At 68.9% G+C, this 19300-nt stretch carries 16 protein-coding genes; 5 read left to right on the forward strand and 11 right to left on the reverse strand.

Features of this window, described 5'->3' with window-relative positions; all coding sequences use genetic code 11:
* Window positions 1-63 precede the first annotated feature (63 nt).
* Complete coding sequence (locus ACFONC_RS11970; RefSeq protein ID WP_386744334.1) at window positions 64-1140, reverse strand: tetratricopeptide repeat protein; 1077 nt, start codon at window positions 1138-1140, stop codon at window positions 64-66.
* A gap of 219 nt (window positions 1141-1359) precedes the next feature.
* Here ACFONC_RS11970 and ACFONC_RS11975 point away from each other — a divergent pair, with 219 nt between their 5' ends.
* Together ACFONC_RS11975 and ACFONC_RS11980 are read left to right on the forward strand one after the other, a co-directional pair.
* Window positions 1360-1980: a TetR/AcrR family transcriptional regulator gene (locus ACFONC_RS11975; protein WP_386744336.1), complete on the forward strand. Its 621-nt coding sequence runs from the start codon at window positions 1360-1362 to the stop codon at window positions 1978-1980.
* Window positions 1980-3758: a phosphoenolpyruvate carboxykinase (GTP) gene (locus tag ACFONC_RS11980; protein ID WP_386744338.1), complete on the forward strand. Its 1779-nt coding sequence runs from the start codon at window positions 1980-1982 to the stop codon at window positions 3756-3758. Before ACFONC_RS11975 ends, ACFONC_RS11980 begins: the two co-directional genes overlap by 1 nt.
* 213 nt (window positions 3759-3971) lie before the next feature.
* Here the strand turns inward: ACFONC_RS11980 and ACFONC_RS11985 are convergent, their stop codons facing one another.
* The 6 genes from ACFONC_RS11985 to ACFONC_RS12010 all read right to left on the reverse strand — a co-directional run bounded on the left by ACFONC_RS11985 (window position 3972) and on the right by ACFONC_RS12010 (window position 13168).
* Entirely contained in the window at window positions 3972-4976 is a 1005-nt protein-coding gene (locus ACFONC_RS11985; RefSeq protein ID WP_386744340.1) for a class I SAM-dependent methyltransferase, read from the reverse strand.
* Window positions 4977-5044: 68 nt separating this feature from the next.
* Window positions 5045-7627, reverse strand: coding sequence for a TonB-dependent receptor (locus tag ACFONC_RS11990; protein WP_386744342.1), 2583 nt, complete (start codon window positions 7625-7627; stop codon window positions 5045-5047).
* A gap of 319 nt (window positions 7628-7946) precedes the next feature.
* Window positions 7947-9749 (reverse strand): tetratricopeptide repeat-containing sulfotransferase family protein, encoded by a 1803-nt coding sequence (locus ACFONC_RS11995; protein WP_386744344.1) that lies wholly within the window; start codon window positions 9747-9749, stop codon window positions 7947-7949.
* Between the two features lie 246 nt (window positions 9750-9995).
* Window positions 9996-10829: an XOO1806 family protein gene (locus tag ACFONC_RS12000; protein WP_386744663.1), complete on the reverse strand. Its 834-nt coding sequence runs from the start codon at window positions 10827-10829 to the stop codon at window positions 9996-9998.
* A gap of 138 nt (window positions 10830-10967) precedes the next feature.
* On the reverse strand, window positions 10968-11864 hold the full coding sequence (hslO, locus tag ACFONC_RS12005) for an Hsp33 family molecular chaperone HslO (protein ID WP_386744346.1): 897 nt from the start codon (window positions 11862-11864) through the stop codon (window positions 10968-10970).
* Window positions 11865-11869: 5 nt separating this feature from the next.
* Window positions 11870-13168 (reverse strand): aspartyl/asparaginyl beta-hydroxylase domain-containing protein, encoded by a 1299-nt coding sequence (locus ACFONC_RS12010; RefSeq protein WP_386744348.1) that lies wholly within the window; start codon window positions 13166-13168, stop codon window positions 11870-11872.
* A 71-nt stretch (window positions 13169-13239) separates the two neighbouring features.
* On the opposite strand from ACFONC_RS12010, the gene mtgA reads away from it, so the two are divergent.
* From mtgA to ACFONC_RS12025, 3 genes are all read left to right on the forward strand, one after another.
* Complete coding sequence (mtgA, locus tag ACFONC_RS12015) at window positions 13240-13986, forward strand: monofunctional biosynthetic peptidoglycan transglycosylase (RefSeq protein WP_386744350.1); 747 nt, start codon at window positions 13240-13242, stop codon at window positions 13984-13986.
* A gap of 233 nt (window positions 13987-14219) precedes the next feature.
* On the forward strand, window positions 14220-15239 hold the full coding sequence (locus ACFONC_RS12020; RefSeq protein WP_386744352.1) for a glycosyltransferase family 2 protein: 1020 nt from the start codon (window positions 14220-14222) through the stop codon (window positions 15237-15239).
* The gene (locus tag ACFONC_RS12025; protein ID WP_386744354.1) at window positions 15199-15627 is read left to right on the forward strand and encodes a CBS domain-containing protein; all 429 of its coding nucleotides are present in this window, start codon (window positions 15199-15201) and stop codon (window positions 15625-15627) included. The genes ACFONC_RS12020 and ACFONC_RS12025 overlap by 41 nt, the downstream gene beginning before the upstream one ends.
* A 67-nt stretch (window positions 15628-15694) precedes the next feature.
* Here the strand turns inward: ACFONC_RS12025 and ACFONC_RS12030 are convergent, their stop codons facing one another.
* The 4 genes from ACFONC_RS12030 to ACFONC_RS12045 form a co-directional block, all read right to left on the reverse strand.
* Window positions 15695-16072, reverse strand: coding sequence for a hypothetical protein (locus ACFONC_RS12030; protein ID WP_386744356.1), 378 nt, complete (start codon window positions 16070-16072; stop codon window positions 15695-15697).
* 98 nt (window positions 16073-16170) lie between these two features.
* Window positions 16171-18129, reverse strand: coding sequence for an AsmA family protein (locus ACFONC_RS12035; protein WP_386744358.1), 1959 nt, complete (start codon window positions 18127-18129; stop codon window positions 16171-16173).
* A 55-nt stretch (window positions 18130-18184) separates the two neighbouring features.
* Complete coding sequence (gene trhA / locus ACFONC_RS12040; RefSeq protein ID WP_386744360.1) at window positions 18185-18838, reverse strand: PAQR family membrane homeostasis protein TrhA; 654 nt, start codon at window positions 18836-18838, stop codon at window positions 18185-18187.
* Between the two features lie 31 nt (window positions 18839-18869).
* Complete coding sequence (locus ACFONC_RS12045; protein WP_386744362.1) at window positions 18870-19286, reverse strand: hypothetical protein; 417 nt, start codon at window positions 19284-19286, stop codon at window positions 18870-18872.
* Between the last annotated feature and the right edge of the window lie 14 nt (window positions 19287-19300).

A 19300-nucleotide genomic window follows, 5' to 3' on the forward strand; every position in this document is an offset into this window, starting at 1 on the left:
GCCGATGGGTTTCGCTGCGCTCTACCCATCCTACGGTGCAGTGCTGCTTGATCCGGACCGCGGTCAGCCGGAGCCCGGCCGCGCCTCGGGAATGCTCCGCTGCGAGTACCTGCGCTGCTCCAGCGCCAGCGCGTGGTCGCGGGCGCGCCGCGCCGCGCGGTCCTTGCCGGCTTTCTCGTACGCATCGGCCAGGCTGCGATGGAATTGCGGCTGGTTCGGCAGCAGGCGGATGGCGCGCCGGTAGTGCGACGCCGCCATGTCGTAGGCGCCCGAATCCATGAGGCCCTGCGCCATCAGGAACTGCGAGAACGGATCCGACGCCTGCACATCCCGCAGGCGATCGTCGTATCTGTCCGCCAGCCGGGCCGCGCCGGTGGCGCGATACAGGGCGACCAGGTTGCCCAGGGCGCCGATGTTGTCGCGGTCCAGGTCCAGTGCGCGGAGGTAGGCCCGTTCCGCAGCGTCGCGGCGGCCCGAGCGCAGTTCGATCACGCCGGCGTTGCTCCAGATCATCGCGCTGTCAGGATCCAGCGCCAGGGCCGCGGCGATCTCGACCGCCGCACCTGCCCGGTCGCCGCCCTGCAGGTTCTCGACCGCGTTGTTGTTGTGCAGCAGGGCCACCAGCTGCGCGTCGGAAATCCGCCGCGGCCGGCGTTCGGCCACGATCGAACGCCAACCCACGTCGACGGTGTACTGCAGGCGGTTGGCATCGATGCCGGCCTTCACGTGCCTCGCGCGGAGCAGGGTGTCGTCGACCAGGCGCATGGCGAGCGTGTCCTCGGACATCTGCGCATAGGCGTCGACCCCGGCCGCCCGCGCCAGGGCAATGAACATCATGGTGAACGACAGGCAGTTCACCTCGCGCCGTGCGTAGCTTTCGGCGATTCCGTAGGTGGGTTGTTCCAGGTAGCGCAGGGCGAGGCCGTCTTCGGCGACCATGAACTCGAACAGCCGCCGCACGCGGTCGAGCTCGGAGACGTTGTCCAGTTCCAGCGCCGGCAGCGCCTGTCGCAGCTCGTCGGGCAGCGCCATCGCGGCCTGGATCTGCGCTTCCGGCGCTTGTTCGGCCGGGGTAGGCCCCCTGGCATAGGCGGCGCCCGCCAGGGCGATCAGCAGCAGGAACAGCGTGGCCCGTGACATGGCCCCTCCTTGCGTGGAGCCAGATCGCTCCACATCACCAGCGATGAGGGGCAGTATGCGCCGATCTTGCCGGATGGCGCATCCGGGGCCTGCGGTTTCGATCGACGAAACCGGGCATTCCAGCCGGTCGTGGCCGATCGGTCGAGAGTGTTGCAATGCAGCAAACCCGGACGGAAAACGATACTGTTCCGGGCGGTGGCGTATGGATACACTGTGACGATGACGTCGACAACAACGGCACCGGCATCCGACAAGCCGGAACGCAAGGGGCGCCTGAGCGCCGAAGACTGGGCCCAGGCCGCGCTTGACCTGATCGCCGAGCATGGCGTGGCGGCCGTTGCGGTCGAACCGCTGGCGCGACGGCTGGGCGTGACCAAGGGCAGCTTCTACTGGCACTTCCCTTCGCGCGACGCGCTGCTGCAGGCCGCGCTGGAGCGCTGGGAGAGCTTCGAGCAGGAGGCCGTGTTCGGCACCCTGGAAACCATTCCCGATCCGCGCGAGCGCTTGCGCAACCTGTTCCAGCTGGTCGCGCACGAGGCCAAGTCTCACGTGATCTACAGCGCGCTGCTCAAGGCGCTTGACCATCCGGCCGTGCAGCCGGTGATGGAGCGCGTCTCCGAGCGCCGGCTCGAATACCTGACCGCTTCCTTCCGCCAGGCTGGCCTTGGCCGCAGCGACGCCCAGCACCGGGCGCGCCTGGCGTACGCGGCCTACGTCGGTTTCCTGCAGCTGCAGCTGCAGTTGCAGCAGTCGCGTCCGCCGCGCGAGGAGTTCGAGGCCTACGTCGAACACATGATGGCGACGCTGATTCCACCCCTTCCACGGCACGAGGCCAACTGATGAACGCAAACCCCATTCCTTCCCCGTCTCCGAGCTCGCTGGAGGCCCTGAATGACTGGGTCGCGGACGTCGCGGCACTCACCGCGCCCGACCGGATCCACTGGTGCGACGGCAGCGATGCCGAATTCGACGCCCTGGTCGCGGCCATGCAGGCCGACGGCACCCTGCTGCCGCTCAACCACGACACCCACCCGGGCAGCTGGCTGCACCGCTCCGACCCGGACGACGTGGCCCGCGTCGAGCACCTGACCTTCGTCTGCCACGAGAAGGAAGAAGACGCCGGCCCCAACAACCACTGGATGGCGCCGGCCGAGGCGCACGCGAAGATCGACGCGCTGTTCGACGGCTGCATGCGCGGCCGCACGATGTACGTGATCCCGTACTGCATGGGGCCGATCGATTCGCCGCTGTCGCGCTGCGGCGTGGAGATCACCGACTCGCCGTACGTGGTCGCCAACATGCGCCTGATGACGCGCATGGGCGCGCCTGCGCTGGCGCGGATCGAGCGCGAGGGCAAGTTCGTGCGCGGCCTGCATTCGACCGGCGAGCTCGACCCGGATCGCCGCTACATCATGCATTTCCCCGACGAGCTGAGCATCAAGTCCTACGGCTCCGGCTACGGCGGCAACGCGCTGCTGGGCAAGAAGTGCCATGCGCTGCGCATCGCCTCGCACCAGGCGCGCAACGAGGGCTGGCTGGCCGAACACATGCTGATCGTCGGCATCGAGAACCCGCAGGGCGAGACGCATTACATCGCCGCCGCGTTCCCCAGCGCCTGTGGCAAGACCAACCTGTCGATGCTGATCCCGCCGGACGCCTATCGCGAGAAGGGCTGGAAGGTGTGGACGGTGGGCGACGATATCTGCTGGATGCGCCCCGGCGAGGACGGGCGCCTGTACGCGATCAACCCGGAGGCCGGCTACTTCGGCGTCGCGCCGGGCACGTCGGACAAGTCCAATCCGAACGCGTTGGCGTCGATCCAGCGCGACACCATTTTCACCAACGTCGCGGTGACCGACGACAACCAGCCGTGGTGGGAGGGCCTGGACGACCGCGTGCCGGCCAAGGACTGGCAGGGCCGCGACTACGTGGCCGGCAATGGCAAGGCCGCGCATCCCAACTCGCGCTTCACCGTCAGCGCGAAGCAGTGCCCGTCGTACTCGCCGCAGGCCGAGGCCGCGCAGGGCGTGCCGATCTCGGCGATCGTCTTCGGCGGCCGCCGCGCATCGCTGGTGCCGCTGGTGTTCGAGGCCCGCGACTGGACCCACGGCGTGCTGGTCGGCGCCTCGATGGGTTCGGAAACCACCGCCGCGGCCACTGGCCAGGTCGGCGTGATGCGCCGCGACCCGATGGCGATGAAGCCGTTCTGCGGCTACAACTTCGCCGACTACTTCGGCCACTGGCTGTCGTTCGACAAGCCCGGTGCGAAGCTGCCGAAGGTGTTCCACGTCAACTGGTTCCGCAAGGGCGACGAGGGCGATTTCCTGTGGCCGGGCTTCGGCGACAACCTGCGCGTGCTGGAGTGGATGATCGGCCGCGTGAAGGGCGAGGCCGGCGCGGTCGACACCCCGATCGGCGCGCTGCCGCGGCCGGAAGACCTGGACCTGGCAGGCGTCGAACTGACCGACGAGGCGCGCGAGAAGCTGTTCGGTTTCGAGCCGGAGGGCTGGAAGAGCGAGTTCGACGGGATCAGCGAGTACCTGGCCGGATACGGTGAGCGCACGCCGCAGGCGTTGCTGTCCGAGCACGCCCGCATCGCCAAGCGCCTCGACGGCTGACCATGCCGGTTGCCGTGGGAGCGGCCATGGCCGCTCCCACCGGGCTTCGGCCCGATGCGGCCTGCCGCGTGGGTGGGTATGCGATGAGTCAACGTAGGATGGGTAGAGCGAAGCGAAACCCATCGCTCGTCCGTCCGCCGCCCGCACCGGTCGTTCGCCTGCCAGCCGATGGGTTTCGCTTCGCCGCTCTACCCGTCCTACGGAGAGGTTTCGCTACGGCCTGCGTGCGGTCAGCGTCCAGCCCATGAGCATGCCGTTGTCGTGGTCGATCGGCGCGTGGGTGATGTCGACCAGCCCGTGGGCGGCCAGGCGCGCGGCGAATGCCGCGATCATGCCCTCGTCCATCGCGCATTCGCACAGTTCGGCGTAGCGCAGGCGGGCATCGGCGAGGTTGTCGCGGTAGGTGCGGACCTGGGCCAGCACGTCTTCGGTCGGACGGTCCTTCAGCGACGCCAGTGCCTGCGCCGCGAAACTGCGCGCTTCTTCCAGCAGGTCGGGAAAGGCGCTTGCCGCAGCCTCGGCCGTGAGTGACTGCATGCCGTGATTGAACGCGTCGCGGGCGCGGTGGGCATCTGCGTTGCCCTGCAGCGACGCGCGGCCCTCGGCAGTGGTCGCCTGCCTGATCCAGGGGGCGATGGCTTCGAGGTCGTCCAGGAAGGCCGTCGGCCGCAGCAGCCAGTCGGCCAGGCGCAGTTCCTCGCGTGCCACCTGCGCGAGCCGCGAGTCGGCGTGGTGCAGCAGCAGGGCGACGCGGCCGCCGGGGACGAGCACGCGGGCCACCTCGGGCGTGGTGCGCGCGTCGTCGCAGTACTCGATGCCGTACTGGCTGGTGACCAGGTCGAACGAGGCGTCGTCGAACGGCAGCGCCTCCGCGGAGACGCCCGAATGGAAGTGCAGGGCGTCGCGGCACGTCGCCGGCTGCGACGACACCCAGGCCGGCGCGACCTGCGCGAGGTCGATGGCATCGATGCGGGGCATGCCGGCGGCGTGGCCGGCGCAGTGCGTGCAGGCCAGCTGCGGGATGGGGCCGTTGCCGGTGGCGATGTCGAGCATGCGCCGCCCGCTGCCGAGGTCGGAGAAGCTGTCGAGCCAGAAGCGCTCGATGCGGCCGGCGTAGTTGCCGCTGAACGAACCGGGCAGCGAGTGCAGGACGTCCTGCTTCCAGTACCGCGACCATGCGGCCTGGCGATGCGCGTTGTCGTGGGCGTGGTCCGGCATCGGCGGAGTATAGCGGGCAAAAAAAGAGGGGCCCGAAGGCCCCTCCAGTGTTGCAACGTTGCGAACGATCAGAAGCGCTGTTCGTAACGCATGTACGGCGTACGGCCGTAGGCGTCGTACAGGTAGAAGTTGAACGGACGACCGTCGTAGCCGATCAGTTCCGGCATCTTGTCGGTCACGTTGTTGACGCCGAGCGTGAACTTCGCGTTCCACGGCAGTTCCACGCTGGCCTGCAGGTCGTGCGTGAGGTAGGCGTCGGTGGAGCTCGCACCGTCACCGTTGGAGCCGATGTAGCGGGCGATGTAGCCCACGCCCCAGTCGCCGCGGCTCCACTGGTTGTTCAGCGTTGCGCGGGTGGACGGGAAGCCCTGCAGACCCACCTGGTCGACACCACCGTCGATGGTGTAACCCATCTGGTGGCTGGCCTGCAGCACGTTGCTCAGCTTGCCGCCGGCGCCGAGGTCGAAGTTGGTGCGCAGCGTCAGGTCGACGCCGTCGGTCTTGACCTCACCTTCGTTGAAGTAGCAGTTGTGGATCTCGACCACCGCGTTGCCGCGGGCCGGATCGCGGATCAGCGAGCACGGCGCACCCGGCATCGGGGTCGGGTCGTCACCGTTGTCGATGTTGATCAGCTTCTGCGAGCTGAAGTACGCGATCCGGTCCTCGAGCTTGATGTTCCAGTAGTCGACCGTCACGTTCAGCCAGTCGGTCGCATCCCAGACCACGCCGAACGAGTACTGGGTCGATTCCTCCGCGCCCAGGCCTTCGGCCTTCTCGCGGTAGGCGTTGACCTGGTTGCCGCCGGCCGTGTCGCACGCGTCGACGTCGGGCTCGCCGTAGAAGGCGCAGGTGGCCGGATCGACCACCGGGTCGGCCGAGAACGCGGTTTCCTGGGTGATGACGTCCAGGGTCGGGGCAACGAAGCCACGGCCCACCGAGCCACGCAGGGTCAGGCTGTCGATCGGGTGCCAGCGCAGCGCGACCTTCGGGGCGAAGTTGCTGCCGTAGTCGGAGTACTTCTCGTAACGGCCGGCGATGTCGGCTTCCAGCGTGCTGGTGAACGGCAGCAGCATTTCCGCGTAGACCGAGCTGACCTCGCGTCCGCCACCCGAGGAGGCGCCGGAGCTGCCGAGGATCACGCCCGCCGAGGACAGCGAGTCGTAGGTGTCGGCGTAGTCTTCCTTGCGGAACTCGCCACCGACGACCAGGCCGGCGCTGCCGCCGCCCATCTCGAACAGGTCGTTGAAGGTGACGTTGCCGAAGGCTTCCTTGGTGGTGAACACGCTGTTGCGGGTGATCGTGGCCTTGATCGAGTTCAACACGTCGATCGGCGTCGCGCCCGGGTCGAAGATATTGTAGCTGCCGTCATTGATCGCCTGCGCAGCCAGCGAGCCGACGATGTAGTTGCGGCCGAACTCGTCGTAGCGGTAGGTGTTGTAGCGCACGCCGAAATCGACGTCGACGGTATCGCCCATCGTGCCGCGGAAGCCGAGCATGATGTCGTAGACGTTGGCGTTGGTTTCGTTGTCGCGGTTACCCGCGGCGGCGAAGCGGTGGTACAGGTACATGGTGGAGTCGGCCGGACCCAGGTTCTGCACGGTGTTCGGCGCGACGGCCACGACGCCCGGGGTCGGCGCGTAGCGGCCGAAGCTCTTGGCGTTGGAGACGTTGGTGGTGAAGTAGGTCGACCAGTCGTCGTTGATCTGCACTTCACCGTTCAGGAAGAACGACTTGTTGCCGTAGCTGGCTTCGTCCGCCGCGGTGGCGTTGAAGTCGTACACGCAGCGGCCGGTCGACGCCTGGATGTAGAAGTCGTCGTTGGTGCACCCGCCCGGAACCGGGTTGAAGGTGTCGATGCCGTTGACGTAGTTGGAGTTGACGAGGTTGCCGTCGGCGTCGACCGAAAGGTAGTTGTTGCCGAACGTGCTGGCGCCGGGGACGCCGCCCCACGGGCGGGCGTTGGTGAAGATCATCGCGCGACGGTTGTGCGAGAAGCCGCCGACGATGTGGCCGCGGTCGCCGCTGACGCCGAACAGGATCGAGGCTTCATCGGTCGGGCCCCATTCCGGGCTCGAGTGGCCGACGGTGACCTGCGCGCCGTTGTAGTCCTTGCGCAGGATCAGGTTGATCACGCCGCCGACCGCGTCGGCGCCGTAGATCGCCGAGGCGCCGTCGGTGAGCACTTCGATGCGCTCGACAGCAGCCAGCGGGATGGCGTTGAGGTCGGTACCCGAACCGGCGGCGAACGGCGCCTTCGGAGCGCGGTGGCCGTCGATCAGGACCAGGGTACGCTGGCCGCCGAGGCCGCGCAGGTCGGCGAACGCGCCGGCCTGGGCCGAGCTGCCCGACTGCGGGCGGAACTGGCCGACCGAGTTGAAGTTGGTGGTACGCAGGTAGTCGGCGACGGACACTTCGCCGCTGGCGTCGATGGTGGCGCGGTCGATGACCGTGACCGGCATGGCGCCTTCGATCTCGGCGCGCTTCAGGCGCGAACCGGTGACTTCGATGCGGTCGAGGGTGGTGGTGTCGGACGCGGTGGTGTCCTGGTCCTGGTCCTGCGCGAACGCAACACCGGTGCCGGCGAGGCCGGTGGCGCCCGCAACGAGCGCGAAGGTGATCGCGTCGCGGAGCTTGGTGGTCTTGAACGTCATCTCTCTCTCCAAACGTAAGAGTGCTCGGGTAAACCCATGGGAACCTCCCCGGTGACGTCAAAGAAAGACACCAACGCCGGCAAGGCTGTCGCCGATAGTATCCCCGCCTGCCGGAAAATTAAAGTGTCGTTAACAAATCGGAAAATTGGCGTGCAGGGTGCGGAGTTCGTTCAGTACCGGGCCGTATGTCGTGCAGGAGCCGCATGGGATTCCTTTCATGATCAGGCAGATATGGGCGCAGGAAAGAGGCCGCCCTCGCCGATCGGAGCGCATTCAGCAAGTGCTCGGGCCGGTAGTCGGGCAGCTTGCCTGTCCCGGATCAGTCGATGCGGCCCGGGTCGGCGGCGGGGAACGAGTCCGGATCGAACGCCGGGAGGCTGTCGGCGTGGCGTTGCCAGCGCCCCGAGGAGCGCCGGTGGATCGGTTCGCGGACCTGCCAGCGGCTGGGGGTCTGCACGGTGCGGTTGCTGCGGTGGAACTCCAGGCAGGCCGGCTCCCAGTCCAGGCCGAGGAAGTCGATCAGGCGCCGGGCCTCGGGTTCCGGCGACTCGACCAGGGCTTCGTACTGCAGTTCATGGATCGGCAGCGGCAGCACGGATTGCCAGTGGCGCATGAGGCGGGTCTGCAGCGCGATGGAATGGGCGATGGCGTCGAGGTCGGTCGCGAACCGGGAGTTGAGTGCGAAGTTCTCGCTGTAGATTGAGATCGCGATGTCACGCGGATCGCGGCGGCACCACACGACCCGTGCTTGCGGAAACAGCAGGGCGACCAGGCCGAGGTTGAAGTAGTTCAGCGGCGTCTTGTCGACCAGCCGCAGGACATCCGCGGCTGCATGCCGGGAAGCGGCCTGGAGGTAGCGTGCGGCTTCGCGTTCAAGGAGCCCGGGTTCGAGATCCCTGGCGATGTCCGGCCAGCGTGTGCCCAGGGTCTTGACGATCAGCGGCAGGTCGGGCAGTTCGCCGCAGCCGTGCGCGCGCGAGTGCATCGCGATGATCTGCTCGGTGAGCGTGGTCCCGCTGCGCGGCATCCCGACCACGAACAAGGGCCGTCCATCATGGCTGCCGACCGCAGCCTGCGGGTGCGCGAAGAAGCCTGCGTCGAAGACCTCCATCAGGCGCCGGGCGTCTTCCTCGGCCCGTGGCCTGTTGTATTCGCCGCTCATCCGGCGCCTGGCGGCGTTGGCGTCGTGCCAGCTGGCCATCGCGGCCGCGTGCATGCCGCGGCTGTCCTGGATCTTGCCCAGCGCGTAGCCGAGCAGGGCGCGGTCGCGGTCAGCAAGGTCCGGGCGCGCCTGGATGGCGATTGCCTGGTCGACAAGCGCGTCGGGCGCGTCCTTGCGCTGCAGTGCCAGCAGCCCGGCCAGCGGCGTGACCCAGCCGGGCTTGAACCGCAGAGCGCGGCCGTAGGCCTCGATCGCTTCCTCGCGGGCGCCGCCGTCCTCGCGGGTCTGTGCAAGCGCCATCCAGATGTCAGCCGATTCGGGCAGCAGCGACAGCGCGTCCTCGTAGTTCGCGATCTCCTCGTCCAGCAGGACGAGGCGGTTGAGCGTTTCGCCCAGTCGCAGCCGCGCGTTCACGTCGCCCGGGCGCGCAGCGACCACCTCCTGCCACAGCGGCAGCGCGTCGCCGGCCGTGCCGGCGTGGAACTCCGCGTCGGCCAGGGCACGGGTCGCGTCGGGATGGGTCGGTTGCAGCTGGTGCGCCCGGCGCAGGAAGGGCAGGGCCTGTGCCTGGCGCTCTTCACGCATATAGGTAACGCCGAGCAGGAACCATGCCTCGAACAGGGCCGGGTCCAGCTGCGTTGCCTGCCCGAAGCTGAGCCGGGCGCCGTCGAAGTCGCCGGTGGCGGCCTGCAGGCGGCCGAGTTCCAGCGCATTCGTCGCCGACTCCGGCGCCAGCCGGCAGGCCAGCTGCAGGTGCGACAGCGCTGTACGCGGGTCGCGCCGGGCGGTGAACAGTTCGCCAAGCGCGCGGTGCACCAGGGGGTCCGAGGGATGGGTCTTCGACAGCGGCAGCAGCAGGGCGCCGGCCTCGGCGAGCCGGCCGGACCTGGTCAGCGAAGTTGCGTGTGCGAGCTGTGCGGCAGGCGCGCGTGACGACGGGGAGGAGTCTGGGGTAGTCATCCCGGGAAGGTTAACCGCCGGGAATCGCGATGCCTATCGGGCCTCAGACGCAAGGCGATCGCATTTTGCTCGTCATTCCCGCGAAGGCGGGAATCCATGGGCTTTGATTTTCGACAGGCCAGTGTCCGTGGATCCCCGCCTTCGCGGGGATGACGACAGTTGTCGGGAGGCTTCCTGGAGTCCTGCTTGTAGCGGACGCAGGGAAGATGACGGCAGTTGCCGGAGGTTCCCTAGAGATGAGGTTCCCTACAGATCCTGCTCGTAGCGGACGTACGGGATGGCGCCTTCGTCCTGCTCGCCGTCCGTGCGCGGCGAGAACGGGTTCTTGCCGCGGGTGACCAGGTTGTCGGCGCCGATGGTGAGCTGGCCGCTCCAGGGCGTGCGCCAGGTCAGGCCGATGCCCAGGCCCGACCACTGCTCCTGGCCGGGCGTGCTGACGACCTGGCCGATGATGTTGGCGCCGAACGCGCCGTAGGCGCCGCCGATCGACAGCGTCTTGCTGTCCCAGTTGTCGGACAGGCCCGCGGGGATGTCGCCGCTGGGGATCAGCTGCGCCTTGGCCACCGTGCCGGCGATCGACACCGTGCCTTCGCGGCCGATGTTCTTCTGCGCGAAGACGGTGAGGTCGTTGATGTTGATGTCGCCTGCGCTGCCGCGATTGGGCGTGAGCCAGGCCGGCAGGTTCGCCCGGCCGCTGCCCGCGCTGACGCCGACGCGGCCGCCGGGCCTGCTCAGCGCGGCCGTGGCGCTGGCGTGGTGGGAGTCGTCGTCGCCGTTGATCGAGCCGAGCTGGCAGTTGTTGGCCAGGCTGGACAGGGCGCTGCCGATGCCGCTGCTGCACAGCAGGGCCAGCGAGTCGCCGGCGTCGAGGCCGAACGCGGCGTCGAGCTCGTTCTTGCCACCGAAGCGCCAGCGTGCGCCGACCTGCGATTGGTCGGTGGGTTCGAGCAGCAGGTAGGCGCCGACCTTGTTGCCCGCATCGCTGTAGATGATGGGCAGCACCGCGGTGTTGTCCGGCGTATTGTCCGAGCCGGCCTTCGACTGCGCGAGCGCGCCCGATGCAGCGCCAAGGGCGAGCAGGGCGGCGATCGACAATTGGAGAAGGCGCATTCGCATGAGTAGAAATCGACCCTTTCCCCTAGCCGAAGTTCCCACGGTGACGGGCAATCGACTCTATCCGATTTATATTTCTTTAACAATCCCCGGGCGTCGGACGATTCATTGAAGTCCCCCCGGCGCGAGCGCCTCCGGCGCCGTCTGGCTGAACAGGGCTTCGACCTCGTCGGCGGTGAACCGGTAGGCCTGGCCGCAGAACTCGCAGCGAACTTGGGCACTGCCCCCGATGACCGCGGCCAGGGCCTCTTCCCGGCCCAGCGACTGGAGCATGGCGCCCACCCGCTCGGACGAGCAGGAGCAGGCGAAGCGCAGCGGCTTGTCGCCGAGCAGGCGGACATCTTCCTCATGGAACAAACGCGTCAGCAGGGTCTCGGCCGGCCACTGCAGCAGTTCGTCGGGCCGCAGGGTGTCGAACAGGGCGCTGGCGCGGTTCCAGCCGTCCTCGTCGCCTTCGTCGCCCGGCAGCTTCTGCAGCATCAGGCCGGCGGCGTGGTGTTCGTCGGCGGCCAGCAGCAGGCGGGTGGGGAGCTGTTCGGACTGCCGGAAATACTGTTCGAAAGCACCTGCCAGCGAATCGGCCTCCAGCGCCACGACGCCCTGGTAGCGCACCGGCTCGCGCCCGGCCGCGCCGCGGTTCTCGATGGTGATCGCCAGGATCGCGCCGGGGCCGAGGTCGCGCAGGTCGCGCGAGACCGGGGAGGCGTCGTCTTCGGCCAGCCGGGCGATGCCGCGCAGGGTGCCGGCGGCGGTGCACTCGGCGAACAGGGTGCGCAGCCGGCCCTCGCTGCGCAGCTGCACGGACAGGTGGCCGTCGATCTTGGCGTGGCCGGTGAACAGCGCGGCGGCGGCGGCGGCTTCGCCCAGCAGTTCGGTCACCGCCAGCGGGTAGTCGCCGTGTTCGCGGATCTGCGTCCAGCTGTCGCCCAGGTGCACGCGCACGCCGCGCACCCCGGCGCGGTCGAGCAGGAAGCGGGTCAGCAGGTCGCTGTCGGCGGCCACGGCGGTCACAGCTCGCCGAGGTCGGCGTCGTCGCCGTAGTAGGCGAGCATGCCCTGCACGGTCTGCGAGACGAGTTCGCGTTCGAGTTCGGTCAGCATCGGGTGCCAGACGTCGAAGATCAGCACCACCCGCAGCCGGTCGCTGTAGTTCCAGGCTTCGTGGCGGATGGTGTCGTCGAACATCAGCAGCTTGCCCGGCTCCCAGGTGCGGGTCTCGTCGCCCACGCGCAGCGCGCAGTCTGGCGGGATGACCAGTGGCATGTGCACGGTCAGGCGGGTGTTGGTCGCGCCGTTGTGCGGCGGGATGTGGGTGCCGGGCTTGAGCGCGGAGAAGAACGCCACCGGCGCGCGCCCGGGCACGGTGTTCTGCGGCGCGAGCGCGAGCGCGGCCTCGGTGCGCGGGCACAGGTCGGCGTGCGCGTCGATCCGCTGGCCGTCCTTCCACAGGAAGTAGGCGCCCCAGTCGAGGTTGTGGTCGAGCGCGGCGAACTGCGCCGGCGGCTCGCCCTCGGCGGTCTTGACGTACGGCTCGAAGGCCTGCTGGCTGGCGAGCACGCCCTGCAGCTCTTCGAGCATCGCCGGGAACGCGGCTTCCACGTCCTTCACCCACGGGTAGTCTTCGCGTTCGAAGAACGGGATCGCCGGCAGGCGCGGGAACGGCAGCATCAGCGGCCGCGCGGTGACGAACGGGCGGCGGCCGGTGACGATGTCCAGGCAGTGTTCGAAGCGCTCCAGTTCGCGCCTGGTTGCCGTGCCGGCACGGCTGGCGAGGTCGACGCGCTGCGAGAGGAACGCGTGCAGTTCGGACTGGTTGGCCTTGACCGCTTCCCTGGCCTGGTTGACCCAGGGCTGCGCCTGCGGCGAGTTCGCGACCGGCTCGGGGATGTACGAGAGCATCTTGCTCCAGGACATCGCGGCCTGCTGCCGGCGGCCGGCGTCCTCCAGCAGGCGCGCCTTCTCGAAGTGCGGGCCCCAGGCCGTGGGTTCGGCGGCGATCGCGCCGTCGATCGCCTTGAGCGCGGCCGCGCGGTCGCCGCGCAGCGAGTGCAGGCGCGACAGGTTCGCGTGCGGCATCGCGAACTTCGGATCGCTGGCGATCGCGCGCGCGAAGTGGTCCTGCGCGAGCTGCAGCTCGCCGCGGTTCATGGCCTGCGTGCCGAGGTGGTTGAGCGCCGGCGCGTGGTCGGGGCGCATATCGAGGACCCGCTGCCAGATCGAGGCGGCGGCCTCATGCTGCCCACGCCTGGACAGTTCGTCCGCCTGGGCCACTAGGCCGGCAATCGCATCGGGGGAAGGTTGGTTCACGACGGAATCGTTGCAGGTGCTGGCGTGGTTGCCCCTACTATACGTATCCGGTCAAGCCGCCGACTCACGGGATGGGAATGACAGCGAAGACGGAGCGGCAACGACGTTCGGGCGTGCGCCGCTGGCTGCGCTGGTTGTGGAAACTGCCGCTGCTGCTGGTCGCGCTGAGCGTGCTGCAGGTGCTGGCGCTGCGCTTCGTCGACCCGCCGTTCAGCGCCTTCATGGCCGCGCGCCAGGTACAGGCGTGGATGGCGGGCGACGGGTCGTTCCGCATCGCCTACGACTGGCGCGACCTGGACGAGATCGCGCCCAGCCTGCCGCTGTCGATGATCGCGGCCGAGGACCAGAACTTCGCCCGCCACCGCGGCTTTGACCTGGAGGCGATCGAGAAGGCGCGCGCCAGCAACGCCCGGGGCGGCCGGCTGCGCGGGGCCAGCACGATCAGCCAGCAGGTGGCCAAGAACGTGTTCCTGTGGAGTGGCGACAGCCGCGCGTCGCGCTGGGCGCGCAAGGGCGTCGAGGCCTGGTACACGGTGCTGATCGAGGCGCTGTGGCCGAAGACGCGGATCCTGGAGGTGTACGCGAACGTGGCCGAATTCGGCGACGGCATCTACGGCGCGCAGGCCGCGGCGCGCAGCTACTGGCGCAGGGACGCCGCGCGGCTGACGCCGGCGCAGAGCGCGACGCTGGCCGCGGTGCTGCCCAATCCGAAGGAGTACAGCGCGGCGCGGCCCGGGCCGTACGTGCAGCGGCGCGCGCGGTGGATCGAGCGCAACGTGCGCCGCATCGGCGGCGTCGGTTATCTCGACAACCTGTAGGGCGGGTCTGTACCCGCGCTACGGGGTTGAAGCCCTCCCCTTCAAGGGGAGGGTTGGGTGGGGATGGGTTTCCCCACCGCCGCCGCAAACCCGGCCAAACCCCATCCCCATCCCGGCCTTCCCCTTGAAGGGGAAGGAGACAAGCGCAAGCCTTCCCCTTGAAAGGGAAGGAGAAAAGCCGGAGCCGGCCTGGACCCTGCCCCCGCGACGCCATCCCCGTTACGATGCGCGCCATGCACCGCGACCTGCTCACCGTCGTCATCGCCGCCTTCAACGAGGCCCAGGCCCTGCCGGCACTGCATCCGCGCATCGCCGCCGTGCTGGACGAACTGGCGGTCGAGGTCGACGGGCGCGTGCTTTACGTCGACGACGGCAGCAGCGACGGCACCTGGGACGTGCTGCTCGGCATCGCCAATGGCGACGCGCGGGTGTCGCTGCTGCGGCTGTCGCGCAACTTCGGCAAGGAGGCGGCGCTGACCGCGGGGCTGGACCGGGTCGAGGAGGGGGCGGCCATGATCCTCGACGCCGACGGCCAGGACCCACCGGAGCTGATCCCGCGGTTCGTCGAGAAATGGCGTGAAGGCCACGACGACGTCCACGGCACGCGCAGCGGCCGCGAGGGCGAGTCCTGGCTGAAGAAAGCCACCGCGCATGCCTTCTACCGGGTCATGCAGCGGCTGTCGAAGACGCCGATCCCCACCGACACCGGCGACTTCCGCCTGCTGTCGCCGCGCGCGCTCGCCGCGCTGCGGCAGCTGCGCGAGCGGCACCGGTTCATGAAGGGGTTGTTCGGCTGGGTCGGCTTCCGCCAGGTGTCGATCCCGTACCAGCGCGAGGCGCGGCTGGCGGGGAACAGCAAGTTCAGCTTCTGGCGGCTGTGGAACTTCGCGCTCGAGGGCATCACCAGCTTTTCGACCGCGCCGCTGCGGCTGGCCACCTACCTGGGCGTGCTGACCGCGCTGCTGGCCTTCGTCTACGCGGTGTGGATCGTGTTCAAGGCGCTGCTGTGGGGCGACGCGGTGGCCGGCTACCCGAGCATGATGGCGGTGATCCTGTTCCTCGGCGGCGTGCAGCTTGTGGCGCTGGGCATGATCGGCGAATACCTCGGGCGCCTGTACGAGGAGTCCAAGCAGCGGCCGCTGTACCTGGTCGATAGCTGGCGTCCGGCGTTGCGGGTATGCTCGGATGGTGTCCAAGGCCGGGGAGAATCCCATGCGTACGGTGAGGCACCTGCTGGAAGCAAAGAACCCTGAGGTTTTCGCGATCGGCCCGGACGTGCCGGTGATCGAGGCAGTCCGCCTGATGGCGGAGAAAGGCATCGGCGCGGTGCTGGTGATGCAGGGCGGCCGGCTGGCCGGCATCCTGTCCGAGCGCGACTACGCGCGCAAGGTGGTGCTGCAGGGCCGCGCGTCGTCCGACACGCCGGTGCGCGACATCATGACCGCCGATGTGCTCAGCGTCAGGCTCGACGACACCGCCGAGCGCTGCATGCAGATCGTCACCGAACGCCGCATCCGCCACCTGCCGGTGGTCGACGGCGACGCGGTACTCGGCGTGGTGTCGATCGGCGACCTGGTCAAGGCGGTGATCGAGGACCAGCAGCACGAGCTGGACCAGCTGCAGCGGTATATCGCGTCCTAGGAAGACCTGGACAACGCGGTTTTCGCACTTCATCCAACCCCTCGCGAGAGGGGCCGCGGATCACGGATCAGTCGACTTCGCTGCACGCCAGTTCGCGCATGCCGTCCTGCTGCGACAGATGCGCCGCGTCCGCGCCGAGCGTGAAGTACAGCGAATCGCCGACGTAGACCTCCGGGTCGCTGTCGGCGATCTTTTCCAGCGCGTAGCTCTCGCCGCCGGGCAGGGTGGCGCGCGCGGTGCCGTCCAGCACGACAACGGCGGTGTCGGCCTGGCAGTCGAAGCGGCGGGCATCCGGGTCCACGGGCGCTGGCGCCACGGCCTTCGCCGGAGTGGTCTCCGTCGCCGCGGGTGCGGCGGCGGTGTCCGCGGTGGCGGCGGGGCGGTCGCCGCAACCGGCGACGCAGGACGCGATGACGGCGACGGTGATGATGGAAAGCTTGCCCATGATGATTTCCCGGACGGGGTCGCCCATTCTCCGCGGCGCCGGTCAAGCGACGGTGATTGCCGGCACAGGCCTCTCGGGGCCCGCTTCCCTGCGGCTACCTACTTCGCGTACGGCCCTCCGCAGCCGCTGTCTTCGCCGCCGCCCAGGTCGATGGTGGCCAGCAGCGCCGCCGGCGGCGCGATGCTTCCCAGCGCTACCGCGATCGCGCCGCGCAGGCCCAGGCGCTTGAGGTCGGGGCGGAACGACGGATCCTTGAACGTACCGTCCACCACCAGCGGCGAGCGCAGGGTCAGGATGCTGCGGTCCTTCGGCCGCGGCTTGAGCAGCAGGTCGAGGGTTTCGTCGCGCAGGTTCACCGTGCCTTCGCCGACGATGATCGTGTCGGTGGTGTCGAACGCCAGCGCGCGCGAGGTCATCAGCCCGTCCTCGACGCCGAAGTCGCCGAACGCGCAGCGGATCGGCACCTTGTGGTCCTTGCCGATCAGGAATTTCAGCGACTCGTAGATGTCGATGCCGGCCAGCTCCATCAGCAGGTTGCTGATCTGGCCGTGGCCCATGCCCAGCGCGATGTCACCGTCGGCGCTGCCGAGCATCGCCGCGATCGAATTGCCGGTGCCGGTGATCGCGACCTTGCCGCCAATCGCGCCGACCGCGTCGTCGGTCAGCTTCGCGTCCGGGAACAATTCGCCGAGGTTGAGGCCGCGGGCAGTGATGTCGGCGCGGGTGCGGATGGCCTTCTCGCGCGCGTCCATGCGGATGGTGGAGCGGATGTCGCCGCCGGCGACGCCGAAGTTCAGCGGGTCCAGCCGCAGCAGGCCGTTGTCCAGCAGCAGGTGCGCATCCATGTCGTCCAGCGGCAGCGACGGCGCGTTGATGCGTTGCGCCTTCAGGCGCACGTCGGCGTCCATCGCGCGCAGCTTCTCGAGCTTGTAGGGCGTGTCGGGCAGCAGTTTCGGATTGGCCTCGCGCTTTGCGGCCAGCGCCTCGAGCTCGGGATTGCTCGACTCATCGCCCCCCGCCTGCGGCGCGCCGCCGATGAAACCCGCGAGGTCGTCGAAGTCCAGCCGCCTGGAGACCAGCTCCGCGCGCAGGAATGGCCGATCGCTGCCGGTCTCCACGCTGGCGGTGCCGGCAAGGTCGCTGTCACCGACCTTGCCGGTGAAACCCTCGTAGCGCCAGGTATTGCCGGCGCGGATGAAGCGCCCGTCGAGCGCATACGGCGGCGTTGGCGGCAGCGAGATGCCGAGCAACGGGTAGAGGTCTTCGAGGTTCTTGCCCGACAGCGCCATGCGCAGGTCGAAGCTGCGGAACCGGAACGGATTGACCAGCGTGCCGCGCGCATGCGCCTTCGTGGCGCCGGCCGCCGCGCGCAGGTCGATGCGGTAGGGCTTGTCGGTTTGCTGCAGTTCCAGCGGTGACTCCGCGGTGCCCTCGAGGGTGAAGGGACTGCCCGCCCACTTGCCGCCGCCTTCGAGCGTCACCGGCGGCGCGCCGCCCGCTTTTTTCGCCTCGCGGCTGGCGATGTCCACCTCGATGTCGGTCTTGTTCGCGGCATCGACGAACTGCAGGTGGCCGTCGTCGATCCAGACCCGCTGCAGCCGCGGTGGCTGGCCATCGCCGGAATCGTCCAGGCCGAAGTCCCAGTTGCCGCCACCCTCGGGCCCGGTTTCCAGGCGCACGTCGGGCTTGGCGAGGCGGATCTCGGGGATGACGACATCGCCGCGCAGCATGGCGAAAGGCCGGACCTGCAGTTCGAGGCGATCGACGCTGGCCATCCGTGCCTGCTTCGACCAGTCGGCGTTGCCCAGCTGCAGCCTGTCGGCGCGGATCGTGGTGGTGCGGCCGAGGTCCACGTCCAGGTCGCCGCCGATCTCGAAGCTGCGCCCGGTGCGCGCTTCCACCGCGCGTTCGACTGGTCCCTTGAACCAGTTCCAGTCCCACAGCAGCGCAAGCACCACGAGCGCCAGCGCCACGGCGACCGCGACCGTGCGCCAGGGATGCCAGGTGAAAGCATCGCGCGCGCGCTGGCCTGCGGTGGGGGAATGGGTTTCGGGCATGCCGCCACCTTCGCCGCCGCGCCATCAAGCAGCGGTGAATGCGCTCAGTCACGGTTCATCGCGCCGGCAGCACCTGCGCCATTACCGCCACGTAGTGGCAGACGCTGCCGGCGATGCAGAACAGGTGCCAGATCGCGTGCGAGTAGCGGACCGATTCGCGGTGGTAGAACACGGTGCCCAGGGTATAGAACAGGCCGCCGGCCAACAGCCAGCCAAGCGTCCAGCCGTCGAGCGCGGCCATCACCGGCTTGATCGCCACGACCACCAGCCAGCCCATCGCGACGTAGATCGCGGTCGACAGCAGCTTGAAGCGGCCGGTGAAGAAGAGTTTGAACACGACCCCGGCGATCGCCAGCGTCCAGATCGCGGCGAACAGCGACCAGCCCAGCGTGCCGCGCAGGCCGATCAGGGTGAACGGGGTGTAGGTGCCGGCGATCAGCAGATAGATGGCGCAGTGATCGAACACCTTCAGCCGGGTCTTGGCGACCGGGTGCGAGACCGCGTGGTACAGCGTGGAGGCGACGTAGAGCAGCAGCAGGCAGATGCCGAACACGATCGCGGCGGTCAGCTGCCAGCCGTCGCCGCGCAGCGCGGCCAGCGCGATCAGCACCGCGCCGCCCGCCAGCGCCGCCGCCGCGCCGACGCCGTGGGTCAGCGCGCTGGCGAATTCCTCGCGCGGGTCGTGGACGATGGCGGAAGTCGCGGTCATCGGCACACCATGCGTCGTGCGCGTGGAGCAATCAATCGGTCGATGCCTGCGTGCTGCATTTCCTTGCGTTGCCTTCGCCTTCGAACAGCTGGATGTCGTCGCCGTCGCGCTGCAGCGACACGGTTTTGCCGACGAAGACCTCGCCGCCGCCCTTCGATGCGGACTGCGCCTTGGGCAGCGACACCATGCGGCCGTCGGGGAGTTCGACGCGTGCCTGGTCATCGCCCCAGGCCACGGAGACCGTGCTGGTGTCGTTGCATGCGTAGCGCATCGGCGTGTCGCGCCCGGCAGCGCCAGGCAGGGCGTCGGCGGCCGGCGGCATGGGGTTCGGTTCTTCGGCGATCGATGCAGTCGCGCGCCGCGCCGGGTCGGAAGGTGGCGGGGTGGGGCCGCAGGCCGTGCAGGCCAGCAGGACGGAGGCGACGGCGGGAAACAGGAGGCGCGACATGGCCGGGCTCCAGG

It is taken from the genome of Luteimonas soli, assembly GCF_042648865.1.
Classification (GTDB): Bacteria; Pseudomonadota; Gammaproteobacteria; order Xanthomonadales; family Xanthomonadaceae; genus Luteimonas; species Luteimonas soli.